The organism is Nocardioides ginsengisoli, from assembly GCF_039537225.1.
Taxonomy (GTDB): Bacteria; Actinomycetota; Actinomycetes; order Propionibacteriales; family Nocardioidaceae; genus Nocardioides; species Nocardioides ginsengisoli.
Genome location: NZ_BAABAC010000022.1, coordinates 3,093 through 15,967 on the forward strand (window position 1 = coordinate 3,093; position 12,875 = coordinate 15,967).

General features: G+C 72.2%; 12 protein-coding genes. 5 read left to right on the forward strand and 7 right to left on the reverse strand.

Going from position 1 to position 12,875, the window contains the following annotated elements; genetic code table 11:
* Positions 1–120 precede the first annotated feature (120 nt).
* On the forward strand, positions 121–1,035 hold the full coding sequence (locus AB4880_RS11170) for a helix-turn-helix domain-containing protein (RefSeq protein ID WP_367919311.1): 915 nt from the start codon (positions 121–123) through the stop codon (positions 1,033–1,035).
* Positions 1,036–1,060: 25 nt separating this feature from the next.
* Here AB4880_RS11170 and AB4880_RS11175 read toward each other — a convergent pair whose 3' ends face one another.
* From AB4880_RS11175 to AB4880_RS11185, 3 genes are all read right to left on the reverse strand, one after another.
* Positions 1,061–2,599: an FAD-binding protein gene (locus AB4880_RS11175; protein ID WP_367919312.1), complete on the reverse strand. Its 1,539-nt coding sequence runs from the start codon at positions 2,597–2,599 to the stop codon at positions 1,061–1,063.
* A gap of 89 nt (positions 2,600–2,688) precedes the next feature.
* The gene (locus AB4880_RS11180) at positions 2,689–3,486 is read right to left on the reverse strand and encodes an IclR family transcriptional regulator (RefSeq protein WP_367919313.1); all 798 of its coding nucleotides are present in this window, start codon (positions 3,484–3,486) and stop codon (positions 2,689–2,691) included.
* A 168-nt stretch (positions 3,487–3,654) separates the two neighbouring features.
* Positions 3,655–4,668, reverse strand: coding sequence for a MarR family transcriptional regulator (locus tag AB4880_RS11185; RefSeq protein ID WP_367919314.1), 1,014 nt, complete (start codon positions 4,666–4,668; stop codon positions 3,655–3,657).
* A 173-nt stretch (positions 4,669–4,841) separates the two neighbouring features.
* On the opposite strand from AB4880_RS11185, the gene AB4880_RS11190 reads away from it, so the two are divergent.
* Together AB4880_RS11190 and AB4880_RS11195 are read left to right on the forward strand one after the other, a co-directional pair.
* Positions 4,842–6,026: an acyl-CoA dehydrogenase family protein gene (locus AB4880_RS11190; protein ID WP_367919315.1), complete on the forward strand. Its 1,185-nt coding sequence runs from the start codon at positions 4,842–4,844 to the stop codon at positions 6,024–6,026.
* A gap of 18 nt (positions 6,027–6,044) precedes the next feature.
* Positions 6,045–6,974: a VOC family protein gene (locus AB4880_RS11195; protein WP_367919316.1), complete on the forward strand. Its 930-nt coding sequence runs from the start codon at positions 6,045–6,047 to the stop codon at positions 6,972–6,974.
* A 121-nt stretch (positions 6,975–7,095) separates the two neighbouring features.
* On the opposite strand, the gene AB4880_RS11200 is transcribed toward AB4880_RS11195, so the two are convergent.
* The gene (locus tag AB4880_RS11200; RefSeq protein WP_367919317.1) at positions 7,096–7,644 is read right to left on the reverse strand and encodes a flavin reductase family protein; all 549 of its coding nucleotides are present in this window, start codon (positions 7,642–7,644) and stop codon (positions 7,096–7,098) included.
* Positions 7,645–7,771: 127 nt separating this feature from the next.
* Here AB4880_RS11200 and AB4880_RS11205 point away from each other — a divergent pair, with 127 nt between their 5' ends.
* Positions 7,772–8,650, forward strand: a complete 879-nt coding sequence (locus tag AB4880_RS11205; RefSeq protein WP_367919318.1) for an alpha/beta fold hydrolase — start codon at positions 7,772–7,774, stop codon at positions 8,648–8,650.
* The gene (locus tag AB4880_RS11210; RefSeq protein ID WP_367919319.1) at positions 8,647–9,681 is read left to right on the forward strand and encodes a 2Fe-2S iron-sulfur cluster-binding protein; all 1,035 of its coding nucleotides are present in this window, start codon (positions 8,647–8,649) and stop codon (positions 9,679–9,681) included. The genes AB4880_RS11205 and AB4880_RS11210 overlap by 4 nt, the downstream gene beginning before the upstream one ends.
* Positions 9,682–9,892: 211 nt before the next feature.
* On the opposite strand, the gene AB4880_RS11215 is transcribed toward AB4880_RS11210, so the two are convergent.
* The 3 genes from AB4880_RS11215 to AB4880_RS11225 form a co-directional block, all read right to left on the reverse strand.
* A complete protein-coding gene (locus AB4880_RS11215; RefSeq protein ID WP_367919320.1) occupies positions 9,893–10,183 on the reverse strand; it encodes a ferredoxin in 291 nt (96 codons plus the stop codon).
* On the reverse strand, positions 10,180–11,352 hold the full coding sequence (locus tag AB4880_RS11220; RefSeq protein WP_367919321.1) for a 3-ketosteroid-9-alpha-monooxygenase, oxygenase component: 1,173 nt from the start codon (positions 11,350–11,352) through the stop codon (positions 10,180–10,182). Before AB4880_RS11220 ends, AB4880_RS11215 begins: the two co-directional genes overlap by 4 nt.
* Before the next feature lie 116 nt (positions 11,353–11,468).
* The gene (locus tag AB4880_RS11225) at positions 11,469–12,677 is read right to left on the reverse strand and encodes a PucR family transcriptional regulator (protein ID WP_367919322.1); all 1,209 of its coding nucleotides are present in this window, start codon (positions 12,675–12,677) and stop codon (positions 11,469–11,471) included.
* Between the last annotated feature and the right edge of the window lie 198 nt (positions 12,678–12,875).

A 12,875-nucleotide genomic window follows, 5' to 3' on the forward strand; every position in this document is an offset into this window, starting at 1 on the left:
ACTTTCTGCCGGGTCGGCGTGATTTGGGGGGCAGTTTGTGACGGGTCGGCGCACCCGGGGGGAAGGTAAAAGTTGGACATCGCCGTGTGACGGTCGGCCGCATCACCCATCCTGTGAGAGATGACCCCACCGTCCCGCCGCTCGCAGCCGATCCGCTCGCAGCCGATCCGCTCGCAGCCGATCCGCTCGCAGCCGATCCCGCTGACGTCGAACCACGACGTCGTCGGGGCCGTCCTGGCGCGCGCGGACTGGGTGGCACCGGCCGACCGTGCCGCCTGGCACCGGCTGGTCGCGCTGCTCGACGAGCGGCGGGGCGACCGGCGCTCGGCCCGGCTCTGCGCTGTCCTGGCCAACCTCGCGGCCGTCGTCCTCCTCGACGACGCCGGCGACCACGCGGTGACCGCGCGCCTCGCCACGGCCCTCGGCGAGGGGCAGCTGGTCCGGCTGCAGCGCCGGGCCGCCGTCCTGCTCGCCGGTGAGGACGGCGCGGGCGAGCTCATGGCCGCCGCGTGCCGGCGGTGGGCCGACCCCGGGCTCGCGAAGCCAGGCGCCGACGCGGGATGGGCGCTGGTCCTCGACGACGTCGAGAGCGCCCCGCCCGTGACCGGCGTGCGCTCGGTCGCCGAGCTGCTCGCCGTGGTCAGCCACGGCTCCTTCGACGACTGGCGCGCGCACCTGGGCCTGGTCGCCGCCAGCCCCTGGGGCCCGTACGCCGCCGAGGTGGTCCGACTCGCCCGTCGCAGCCGGCGCTCCCAGGTGCAGCACCTGGTCGAGGACGCCGTCCGGCGCTGCCGCGAGCGACGGACCGCCCAGGAGCGGGCCGTCGTCGCGAAGGCGGTCAAGGACTGTGTCGCCCGCAGCGGCGTCTCGCAGCGCGAGCTCGCCGCCCACATCGGGACGTCGCCGTCCCGGCTGTCGAGCTATGTGACCGGCGCCGCGATGCCGTCGGCCACGACGCTGGTGCGGATCCACCGCGCCTCGGTGGTGCTGCGCGAGCGGACGGCGGGACGCGTCGACCGCTCCGCCGGCGCCTGAGCCGCGGCGGATCCGCAGGGAGCCGTCAGCGGGCGAGCATGTCCCGTACGGCGAGGTGGCTGAACAGCATGCTGGTGCCGATCGGGTTGCCGCCGCCCGGGTAGACCGTGCCGCTCGGGGCGGCCATGGTGTTGCCGGCCGCGTAGAGCCCGGCGATCGGGCGGTCGTCGGAGTCGAGGACCCGGGCCGCGGTGTCGGTCCGCAGACCGCCCTTGGTGCCGAGGTCGGAGATGCCGAAGGCGGCCGCATGGAAGGGGCCCTGCTCGATGCTCACCAGCGGCGACCCACCGCCGAAGAAGAAGCGGTCGTAGGCCTCGCCGCCGCGGTCGAAGTCGGTGTCGACGCCGTTCGCCGCCTGCTCGTTGAAGCGGGCGACCGTCGCGACCAGGCGCTCGGCCGGTACGCCGATCTTGGCGGCGAGCTCCTCGAGGGTGTCGGCGGTGTGCCAGAGCCCGGCGGCGACGTACTCCTCGGTGGCGGCCATGGTCACGTTCGACGCCTTCACCGGCGGGACGGCGCCCTCCTTGTCGTCGTAGACCATCCAGAACGGCAGCGTCATCTCGCCGGCGTCGAGCCGCGCGATCACGTCGCGCCCCAGGCGGTCGTAGGGCGCCGACTCGTTGACGAAGCGCTCGCCGTCCTGGTCGACGAAGATGCCGCCGGTGAACCACAGCGCGAAGGCCGAGCGGCCGTCGGGGTGGGTCAGGCCGGGCGACCACCACGCCTCGCCCATCAGGTCGGTGTCGCCACCGACGGCGATGCCGGCCTGGTGGGCGTGGCCGACGTTGGTGGGCGGGCCCATCGTGTCGCGGGCGACGCCGGGGACGCCGTACTTCTGGCGGAGCTCGTCGTTGGCCTCGAAGCCGCCGGCGGCCATCAGCACGCCGCGGCGGGCCCGGATCGCCCGGCGTACGCCGTCGTGCTCGACGATCGCGCCGACCACGACGCCGTCCTCGAGGACCAGCTCGACGAGCGCGGTGTCGAGCACCGTCGCCGCCTTCTCGTACGGCGCGAGCGCGGTCAGCGCGCGGGCGACGAGCGCGCGGCCGCCGATGAAGACGTCGTCGGGCTGGGGCGTGCCCCAGCGGTCGTTGTCGAGCGGCCCGCGGACCAGCTCGCGCAGCTCGGGTGCGGAGGCGACCGGCAGCGGCGTCGGGATGATGTGCCGCTGGCCGTCGTTGCGGGCCTTGGGCGCCTTGCCGAAGTAGTCCGGCCACGGGAACGGCTCGAACGAGAAGTGGTCGTCCTGCTCGAGGTACTCGATCAGGCCCGCGCCGCCGCGGATGTAGGTCTCCTGCAGCTCCGACGGCGTCCGGTCGCCGACGACGGCCCGGTAGTAGGTGAGGGCGTCCTCGACGGTGTCGTCGGTGCCGGCGCGCTGGAGCACCGGGTTGGCGGGGAACCAGGCGCCGCCGCCACCGGAGTAGGCCGTCGTGCCGCCGAACTTGTCGCTGGCCTCGACCAGCAGGACGCTGAGTCCCTCCCGCGCGGCGGTGTAGGCGCCGATCACGCCTCCGGCGCCCGATCCCGCGACCAGTACGTCGTACTCCTCGGCCCAGTCCATGCCGACTCCTCTGCTTGCTGGTGGTCCCGCGACCGCGGGCTGCGCGGGACGCTAATCCGCGCCGGACGCGGATCCGCGAACCCTCCCGTTCAGCGGGAGCCGGTACGGCGCAGGGTGCGGCGTCCGGGGAAGAGTGCGGTCGTGACCCGCTGGGACTGGCCGAGCAGCAGCGGGATCACGCGCGCCGGCGAGAGCTCGCCGGGGGTGGCCAGCGACAGCGCGGCGACGGCGCCGGCCGGGCCGGCGATCGGTACGGCGATCGAGGAGATGGTGCTGGGCGTGGCGGCGGCCGGGATGTGCACGATGCCGCGGCGCTGGCGGGCGCCGGCGAGGTCGCGGTGCAGGTCGATGATCGCGCCGGGCGAGAGCCGGCTGCGGAGCACCCGGTCGACGTACTCCGGGGGCTGACAGGCGAGCAGCGCGCGGCCGCTCACGGTGTCGGAGGCGAGGATCCGGGCGCCGACGCGCGAGGGCACCGAGCGGGCCGCGGAGCCGCCGATCTTGTCGAGGTAGTGGACCCGGTCGCCCTCGAGGACCGAGAGGTGCGCGACCGCGCCGGTGGCGGCGTGCAGCTCGTTGAGGCTCTCGGCGGCGGCGACGCGGACGTCCTGGTGCTCGCCGGGGCGGCCGGTCAGGGTGGGTGCCTCCGGGCCGAGCCGGTAGCCGCGGGTGTGGTGCTCGATCCAGCCCTCGTCGACGAGCTGGCCGAGGATCCGGAAGGCGGTCGACCGGGGGAGACCGGTCAGCGCCATCACGTCCTCGAGCATGAGCAGGTCGGGGGCCTCGCTGAAGGCGTCGAGGATCCGGGTCACCCGGCCGACCACGCCCAGCGGCGTGCGACGGCCTGAGGTGGTCTGCGGGAGGGGAAGGACGGCGGCGACGCTCATGCCCCAGAGTGTGCGGACTCACACTGCTGGAAATCAAGTGGATCGATGGCACGTATTTTTGATGCTACCGACCGTTACGGGGTTGTTACGGGCCCGAATCACGCTCATTTACGCCTGAAACCGGCTTCCGCAGCCCTCGAAAATTAATGGACCGATTGCACGGGTTACTCACCAGTTGAAGACCGCATCGTGGTCGAGGAGGGCGCCGACGTAGCGCTCCATGAGCTCCGTACGCCGGGTGCGGACCGCCTCCGGGAGGGGGCCGATGGCGTCGCGGAGAGCGGCCAGCTGGCTCGCGACGATCCGGGCGACGAGGGCCGACCCGCGTCGCGAGGAGCGCACCAGGCTGCTGCGCCGGTCGAAGGCGCCCGGGGCCCGGTCGACGAGCCCGAGCTCGACCAGCTTGGTGACCCGCTTGCTGGCCTGGGTGTGGTCGACCCAGGTCCGCTCGGCCAGCTCGGCGACCGAGAGTGGCCCGTGCCGGTCGACGATGCGCAGCGTGACGTAGAGCAGGGGGGTGAGGGCCGGCGCCTCGCGCTCGATGACGTGCTCGAACCAGCCGGCGTGGGCGGCCCAGGCGTAGAACCGGGTGGCCATCTCGCCGAAGTCGAGCTGCTCGGCGGTGAACGAGCCGTCGTCGGCCAGCTTGCGCCAGCGCGGCGGCGCCGCGGACTCGGGGTGGCCCGGCAGCAGCTCGTTCAGCCCGCGGTGCATGTGGCAGAGCCAGGCGGTCATCTCGGTGAGGTCGGCGGTGCTCCAGCCGGCCGCGACGGCCAGGTGCTGCTCGGCCCAGCTCACCAGCCAGCGGTCCATGATCGGCTGCGACGCCGGCGCGATGTGGAGCAGCGTGCGGCGTCCGTCGTCGGGATCGGGCACCCGGGCGACGTAGCCGGCCTGCTCGAGCCGGCGCGCCTGCCGGCTGGCCTGGGACAGGTCGATGCCGAGCGCGCTCGCGGCGGCGCTGGTCGGCACCGGCTCGCGGCCGTTGAGGTACTCCAGCATCCGCACCTCGGCGGCCGGCAGCGCGTCGCCGACGACCTCCTCGAACACCCGCGCGTGCTCGCGCGAGTCGCCCATCCGCGCCGACCAGTCCAGGACGACCAGCGCGGCGGCCTCGAGCGCAGGGTCGGCGTCCGACGAGGTCACGTACGGCCTCCCTTCCCAGCTCACGATCGCGCTCACCCGAGCACTGTCTCCTGCCGACATTGTCACTGGGTGGTCCCTCGTGCCGTACAGCGGGAGCACCGCACGCCGTACGACGGCCCGCTCCCGCCTGGTGGGAGGACGCCGGCCCGCACGCCGCCGCTCTTGCGACGGTGCGGGCGACTGCCCGAGCAGTCCGAAGGAGGAGAGAGATGGGCAACGAGGTCCTGAAGGCCATCGAGGAGCGCGCCGAGCAGATCGGCGCGACCGGTGCGTCCAACGAGAAGCTCGGCAAGCTGGACGACCGCGCGGTCGCCCTGCTGCGCGAGACCGGCATCATGCGGATGCTCCAGCCGGCCAAGTACGGCGGCCTGCAGACCACGCCCGCGGAGTTCGCCGAGGCGGTCATGAAGGTCGGCGCCGCGGACGGCGCGACCGGCTGGGTCGCCGGCATCGTCGGCCTCCACCCGTGGGAGATGGCGATGATGGACGCCCGCCTCCAGGAGGAGGTCTGGGGTACGAACCCCGACGTGTGGATCGCGTCGCCCTACGCCCCGATGGGCATGCTCACCCCTGCCGACGGCGGCTACACCTTCTCGGGCCGCTGGCAGTTCTCCTCGGGCACCGACCACTGCGAGTGGATCTTCCTGGGCGCCACCATGGCCGGCCCGGACGGTCAGCCCGACTTCGCCGCCGGCATGTACCACGTGGTCCTCCCGCGCGCCGACTACACGATCGTCGAGGACTCCTGGGACGTCGTGGGCCTGCGCGGCACCGGCTCCAAGGACGTCATCGTCGACGGCGCCTTCATCCCCGACTACCGCGTCAAGGCGTACGACCGCGTGATCGACGGCACCGCCGCGCGCGAGGCCGGCCTGGACGACCCGTCGTACCTGATGCCGTTCACGACGGTCTTCCCCAGCGGCATCACCTCCGCCGTGCTGGGCATCTGCGAGGGCGCGCTCGCCCACCACCTCGCCGCCCAGCGCAACCGCATGCAGGTCACCGGCACCGCGGTGCGCGAGGATCCGTACGTGCTGTCGGCCATCGGCGCCGCAGCGGCCGAGATCCACGCCGCCAAGGTGGCGCTGCTCGACAGCCTCAACCGCAGCTACGACCTGGCCGCGGCCGGCCACGAGCTGACGTTCGAGGAGCGCTCGAAGAACCGCCAGATCCAGGTCGCCGCGTCGTGGCGCGCGGTGCGGGCGATGGACGAGATCGTCGCCCGCTCGGGCGGCAACGGCCTGCGCATGGACAGCCCCCTGCAGCGCTTCTGGCGCGACGGGCACATGGGCCTGGCGCACGCGATCAACGTGCCCGGCCCGGTGCTGCACGCCTCCGCGCTCGGCGAGATGGGCATCGTCCCGCCGCCGGGCCCGCTGCACTCGATGATCTGACCCAGGAAGGCAAGAAGCATGACCAACACCCGTCACATCAAGTCCCTCGGCTACCTGCGGATGCAGAGCCAGGACATCCCGCGCTGGCGCGAGCTCGCCGTCGACACCCTCGGCTTCCAGGAGGTCGCCGGCCCGGTCGCCGACGGCCTCTACCTGCGGATGGACGAGCGCCCCGCGCGGCTCGTCGTCCTGCCGGGCGGCCCGGACCGCGTGCTGAGCATCGGCTGGGAGGTCCGTGACCACATCGCGCTCGCCGCGGTCGGCCGCGACCTCGAGGCCGCCGGAGTCGCCGTGAAGCCGTTCACCGACGAGGAGAAGGCCGACCGTCGCGTCGAGGACGGCATCGCCTTCACCGACCCGGGCGGCATCGACACCGAGATCTTCTTCGCGCCCGAGCTCGACCACAGCCCGGTCCGCACCGGCTTCGCGCAGAAGTTCGTCACCGGGCAGCAGGGCCTCGGCCACGTCGTCATCCCGTCGACGGTCCCCGAGGAGACCTACGCCTTCTACACCGAGGTGCTCGGCTTCCTGCCGCGCGGCGCGATGAAGGCCGGCCCGCCGATCGACGGCTACCAGCCGCGGGTGCGCTTCCTCGGCGTCAACGAGCGCCACCACAGTCTCGCCCTCATCGGCGCCCCGCACGGCGAGGCCCCCGGCCTGATCCACTTCATGGTGGAGGTCGACAGCCTCGACGCCGTCGGTCGCGCGCTCGACCAGGTCAACCAGCGCGGCTTCTCGATCTCGTCGACGCTGGGCCGGCACACCAACGACAAGATGGTGTCGTTCTACGTGCGCGCGCCCGGTGGCTGGGACGTCGAGTACGGCTACGAGGGCATGCGGGTCGACGAGTCGCACTACACGGCCGAGGAGATCACCGCCGACTCCTACTGGGGTCACGACTGGTCGGGCGCGGAGCCGCTCGCCGCGTTCGTGCCGCCGCAGCAGTGAGCCACTGACCAACGCCGAGGCCCCGATCAGCATCAGCTGGTCGGGGCCTCAGTGTCTCGTCGTACCGGACGTTCTGGTCGCGAAAGGGCCGAGAATGCGACCGAAACGTCCGGTACGACGGTCAGGACCAGGCGTCGTCCCACCCGAAGAGGTTCGGCGGAGCGAAGACGGTGTGCCCCTCGGTGCCGAAGCGGCCCTTGTAGAAGATCAGCGGGGCGCCGGTGCGGGGCGTCTCCAGGGCGACGACGCGGCCGATGACGACGTCGTGGTCGCCCTCGGTGTGGACGGCGTGGACCTCGGCGTGGACGCGGCAGAGCACGTCCGGGAGGGACGGCGTACCGAGGGCGGAGGCGGTCCAGTCGAGGCCGTCGAACTTGAGGCCGGTGGACGAGCCGAAGCGCGCGCAGAGGTCGGTCTGGTCCTCGGCGAGGACGTTGACGGTGAACCGCCCGGACATGCGGATCCGGGGCCACGCGCGGCCGCGGTGGTCGGCGCAGAACAGGACGAGCGGCGGCGTCAGCGAGACCGACGCGAACGACTGGCAGGCGAAGCCGGTCGGGCCGTCGTCGTCCTGCCCGGTCACGATGGTCACGCCGCTCGCGAAGCTGCTCATCGCGCGCCGCATCTCCTGCGGGCTCGGCTCGTGGACCGCGAGGGTGCTCTCGGGCATGTCGACTCCTCCTGTTGCTGCTCGAACCCGGCGACGGTACGGCGGCTCCGGACGGCCTCCGGGCGCTTCTCCCGGAGAGCGGGACGACGGCGGCGAGGCGACCTCCGGCGACCTAGCGTCGGGCCTCATGACGGACACGATGACGACGCTCGACCCCGCCACGACGCTGCGCGAGCTCCCGACCGACGCCGGCGTGCTGCGCTACCACGAGGTCGGCGACGGCCCGCCGCTGCTGATGCTGCACGGCTCCGGCCCGGGCGTGACCGGCTGGCGCAACTTCGCCGGCAACCTGCCGGTGTTCGCCCCGCACTTCCGCTGCCTGGTCCTCGAGCTGCCCGGCTTCGGCGTCAGCGACCCGACCGACCAGCCGCTGCTCCCGGCCTCCGTGGCCGCCGCGTCCCGCCTCATCGAGGGTCTCGGGCTCGACCAGGTCGACGTGGTCGGCAACTCGATGGGCGGCATCTCCGGCGCCATCCTCGCGATGGCCCAGCCCGAGCGGGTACGGCGCCTGGTCACGGTCGGCGGTCTCGGCCGCAACCTGTTCTCGCCCGCGCCGGGTGAGGGCATCAACCTGCTGATGGACTTCACCGACAACCCGACCCGCGAGCGGCTCGTCGCCTGGCTGCACTCGATGGTCTACGACCGCTCCATCGTCACCGAGCAGATGATCGAGGACCGCTGGGTCCAGGCCACCGACCCCGACACACTCGCCAGCGCGCGCGGGATGTACGGACGCGAGGCGTTCGCGCGGACCGCCGCGATCATGGCCGGCTCGGACGAGCCGCCGTACTGGGCGATGCTGCACAAGCTGCGCGCCAAGACCCTCATCACGTGGGGCCGCGACGACCGGGTCAGCCCCGTCGACATGGCGATCCTGCCGATGCGGTCGATCCCGGACGTCGAGCTGCACGTGTTCCCGAACTGCGGGCACTGGGCCATGATCGAGCAGAAGGAAGCGTGGGAGCGCGTCGTCCTCGAGTTCCTCACCCGCCCGGACACGCCATGAGCGCCCCGCTGCGGCTGCGCGTCGTCGAGACGATCGCGGAGACCTCCGACGCCCGGTCGGTGGTCTTCGTGGCCGACGACGGCGCCCCGGTCCGCTACCGCGCCGGGCAGTTCCTGACGCTGCGCGTGCCCGGCGCGGACGGCGAGCCGGACCTGGCGCGCTGCTACTCGCTGAGCAGCTCGCCCCACACCGACCCCGACCGCCTTGTGGTGACGGTGAAGAAGGTCGCCGGCGGCCGCGGCTCGGCGTGGATGTGCGACAGCCTGCAGGCCGGGGACGTCGTCGACGCGCTGCGCCCCGCCGGCGTCTTCACGCCCGGCGACCTCGATCAGGACCTGCTGCTCGCCGCCGCGGGCAGCGGCGTCACGCCCGTGCTGTCGATCCTCCGCTCCGCGCTGGAGGCCGGCACCGGCCGGATCACGCTGCTGTACGCCAACCGCGACGAGTCCTCGGTGATCTTCGCCCAGGCCCTCGCGGACCTCGAGCGCGCCCACCCCGAGCGGCTCGTCGTCGTCCACTGGCTCGAGTCGCTGCAGGGCCTGCCGGATGTCGCCTCGCTCGCGGCTCGGCTCGCACCGTACGCCGACCGCGAGGCCTATCTCTGCGGCCCGGTGCCGTTCATGGCGGCCGCCGAGAAGGCGCTCGTCGACCTGCTCGGCGCGCCCGCTCAGCGGGTGCACCGCGAGGAGTTCGTGTCGCTCACCGGCGACCCGTTCGCCGCGCCCGCAGCGATCGTCGAGGACGACGACGCGGATGCGGCCGAGCTCGAGGTGGAGCTCGACGGGGAGACCCGGACCCTGCCCTGGTCGCGCAGCCGCTCGCTGCTCGATGTGCTGCTGGCGGCGGGGCTCGACGCGCCGTACTCGTGCCGGGAGGGCGCGTGCAGCGCGTGTGCGTGCGTGGTGCGCGAGGGTGAGGTGAGCATGGCGGTCAACCAGGTGCTCGATGACGACGACCTCGCCGACGGGATCGTGTTGGGGTGTCAGGCGGTGCCGGCGAGTGATCGGGTGCGGGTCAGCTACGACGCCTGAACGCCGACCCGGCACAAACCGGCTCGCGAAATGCACTGACCCGGCGGAAACTTCTGCCGGGTCGGCGCATCGGCGTGGATTGCGTGAACCAGGTTCATCGGATCCGCGCCGATCCCTGCCCCCCGCAACGCAAGAATCCCCCGGCCGTCTCCGGCCGGGGGATTCTTCGTGCTGCAGCGCGTCAGTCCGCGTCAGTCCGCGTCAGTCCGCGTCAGTCCGCGTCCGCCTCGGTCAGCACCGGCAGCTCGCCGCGGTCGACCGCCCGGCTGAGCGCCGTACGCAGCGACGCGCAGCCACCGAACGGCGTGCCCGCGATGCGTGGCGGCATGGCGGCGCGGCGCTCGAGGCAGCGCTCGGTGTCGGCGGCGTGCCACTGGATGCTCGTCTGCTCCCAGCTGCTCTTGCGCGCCTCGACCCGGGCGCCGCACGTGTCGCAGGAGACCGGCGACATGGGGGCGTTCTCGAGCCGGACGTCCGGGCGGACGACGACCTGGCTGGTCATCGGACCGACTCGGCCTCGGCCGCGGCGGAGGCGGCCTCGGCGGCGTCGCGGGCGGCGACGTTGTCGGCCACCTCCTGCGCCCACGCTTCGGCCGGGCGGGTCATGTCGAGCTCGAACTCGAAGCGCTCGGTCATCTCGTCCTTGACGTCCGCGATGTCGGTGTAGAACTGCTGGTACCACCGGCGCAGCTGGTAGACCGGGCCGTCCTCCTCGCAGAGGAGGGGGTTGTCGATGCGGGCCTTGTTCTTCCAGATCTCGACGTCCTGCTCGAAGCCGGCCTTGATGAAGTCGCCCATGTTGACGGCCGACGCGAGCGCGTACTCGTCGGAGACGCCCTCGGGCTTCTTCACGATGATGCCGTACTGCAGCACGAACGAGTCGGTGTCGACCGGGTAGTGGCAGTTGATGAGCACCGACTTGAAGTCGCCGGTGTCGTACTCGTAGGTGAGGTCGTCGATCATGAACGACGGCCCGAAGTACGACGCGACCGAGCGCATGCCGAGCAGCTCGGCGCCGTCCTCGCTGGGCACCGCGATGTCGGCGCGGTCGGTGCCGTCCATGAACTGGGTGGCGACGTGGCCCTCGAAGACGTTCTTGAAGAACGTCGGCATCGAGAAGTGCACGTAGAAGAAGTGCGCCATGTCCACGACGTTGTCGACGATCTCGCGGCAGTTGGAGCCGTCGATCTTGACGCTGTACCAGTGCCAGTCGGTCCACTCGTCGCTGGTCGCGCCGGGGATCACCGGGATCGCCTGCTCGGGGATCGGCGGGTTGCCCTCCGGGTCGTTCCAGACGAAGAGCATGCCGTCCTGGTCGAGCGTCGGCCAGGACGACGTCCGGGCGCGCAGCGGGACGCGGCGCGAGTACGGGATCTGCTTGCAGCGGCCGTCGCCGCCCCAACGCCAGTCGTGGAACGGGCAGGCGATATTGCCGTCCTTGATGGTGCCCTGGCTCAGGTCGCCGCCCATGTGGCGGCAGTAGGCGTCGAGCACCTTGAGGTCGCCCTCGGCGTCCTCCCAGACGACGAGCTTCTGGCCGAAGGCGTTGATCTGGTGCGGCTTGCCGTCACGGAAGTCCTTGGAAAGGCCGAGGCAGTGCCAGCCACGGGCGAAGCGCTGGGCGATCGGGTCGGACTCGATCTTGCGGGGGATGTCGGGCGCAGTCGTCATGACGGCAGTCCTTCCTGGGTCGCGGGGGCGGAGGCCCCGACCGTAGGAAGGGTGAGGTACGTCGCGCCGCCGTCCTCCCGTTCTCCGGCACCGCGCGCGAAAGCTCCGGCCGGGAGTCAGCGGACCTGGATGAGGGCCTCGTGGAGCTTGAGGGCGACGTGCAGCGAGCTGGCCCGCCAGCCGTCGTCGAGGGCGTCGGCGCCGATGAGCTCGCGCACCCGGTCGAGGCGGTAGTAGAGCGTCGCCCGGTGGATGAGCAGCTGTTCGCAGGCGATCGGCACCCGACGTCCGGCGTCGAGGTAGGCGAGCGCGGTCTGCCAGTGCTGGGGCGTGCCCTGGGAGAGCAGGGTCTCGGCCTCGGGGCTGATCTCGACGACCGTCTGGGGCGAGAGCGGGCGGCCGTAGAGCAGGCGCCAGGAGCCCAGGTCCTCCCAGGCGTGGGTGGTGGCCTTGCCGCTGCGCAGCGAGGCGAGCTCGGCCGCGAAGCGGGCCCGGCCGAGGGCGTCCTCGAGCTCGGTGGGTGCGCCGGCCGTCGCGGAGCCGCCGGAGGCCAGCTCGAGGCCGACCGCCTCGGCCGCACGCAGCAGGGTGGCCTCGAAGTCGCGGCTGTCGCGGGCCGAGACGTGGTTGGTGACGGTGACCAGCACGTTGCCCTCGACGTGGGTGAGGAAGGCCAGGCCGAGCTGGCGGCGGGCGAGCTCGAACTGCAGGCCCTTGCTGTCGGTGGCGGTGATCCGGCTGCGCTGCTTGGGCTGGCGCAACGTCATCACGTGGACGTGGAAGCCGGCCCGGCCGTCGAGATAGCCGAGCTCGACCGCCTCCTGCACGGCCTCGATGGACGTCGCCGCCTGGGTCGCCCGCGACAGCAGCCGCTGCAGGTCCTCGACCCGGCCGCGCACCACCTGGTCGTCGGACCCGAACAGGGGCACCAGCCGGTCGACGGCGTCGGCGGTCGTCGCCATCTCCTCGTCGGTGACCGGCGGCTCGTCGAAGAGCCACAGGTAGCCGAGCAGCGCGTTCTCGCGGCGGATCGGGAAGCAGACCCGCGCGAGCATCTCGAGCTCGTCGTTGTAGGGCAGCCGGACCGGCTTGCGGGAGGTCTGGATGGCGTGCTGGTCGAGCCACGGCACGGTGGCCTGCGGCACCGTGCGGGTGATGATCGCGTCGACCCGCCACTTGTCGATCGGGCCGTGCTGGGCGCTCGCGCAGACCAGCTCGAGGTGCTGGTCGTCGACCGCGACCGAGCGCTGCAACCGGTCGGAGAGCCCGTTGACGATCTGCTGGATCTCGCTCAGCGGCGTCATCCCGGTTCCAGGCTTCGACATATGTCGAAACTAGTTCAGATACCCGCCTGACGACAACCGCCCGCACTGGCGACCAGCATGGTCGCTTGTTGAGACCGGCGTCACATCGCGTACGCCGGACGAGCCGCAGGCGGAGGACATCCGATGGACCAGAGCACCACCACGCCGTACGACGGTCGGGTCGCCCGACGTCGTCTGGTGTGCCCTCGACAGATGTCG

Coding starts and splice junctions, on each gene's coding strand:
- AB4880_RS11170 (WP_367919311.1), top strand. CDS start 121: ATGACCCCACCGTCCCGCCGCTCGCAGCCGATCCGCTCGCAGCCGATC.
- AB4880_RS11175 (WP_367919312.1), bottom strand. CDS start 2,599: ATGGACTGGGCCGAGGAGTACGACGTACTGGTCGCGGGATCGGGCGCC.
- AB4880_RS11180 (WP_367919313.1), bottom strand. CDS start 3,486: ATGAGCGTCGCCGCCGTCCTTCCCCTCCCGCAGACCACCTCAGGCCGT.
- AB4880_RS11190 (WP_367919315.1), top strand. CDS start 4,842: ATGGGCAACGAGGTCCTGAAGGCCATCGAGGAGCGCGCCGAGCAGATC.
- AB4880_RS11195 (WP_367919316.1), top strand. CDS start 6,045: ATGACCAACACCCGTCACATCAAGTCCCTCGGCTACCTGCGGATGCAG.
- AB4880_RS11200 (WP_367919317.1), bottom strand. CDS start 7,644: ATGCCCGAGAGCACCCTCGCGGTCCACGAGCCGAGCCCGCAGGAGATG.
- AB4880_RS11205 (WP_367919318.1), top strand. CDS start 7,772: ATGACGGACACGATGACGACGCTCGACCCCGCCACGACGCTGCGCGAG.
- AB4880_RS11210 (WP_367919319.1), top strand. CDS start 8,647: ATGAGCGCCCCGCTGCGGCTGCGCGTCGTCGAGACGATCGCGGAGACC.
- AB4880_RS11215 (WP_367919320.1), bottom strand. CDS start 10,183: ATGACCAGCCAGGTCGTCGTCCGCCCGGACGTCCGGCTCGAGAACGCC.
- AB4880_RS11220 (WP_367919321.1), bottom strand. CDS start 11,352: ATGACGACTGCGCCCGACATCCCCCGCAAGATCGAGTCCGACCCGATC.
- AB4880_RS11225 (WP_367919322.1), bottom strand. CDS start 12,677: ATGTCGAAGCCTGGAACCGGGATGACGCCGCTGAGCGAGATCCAGCAG.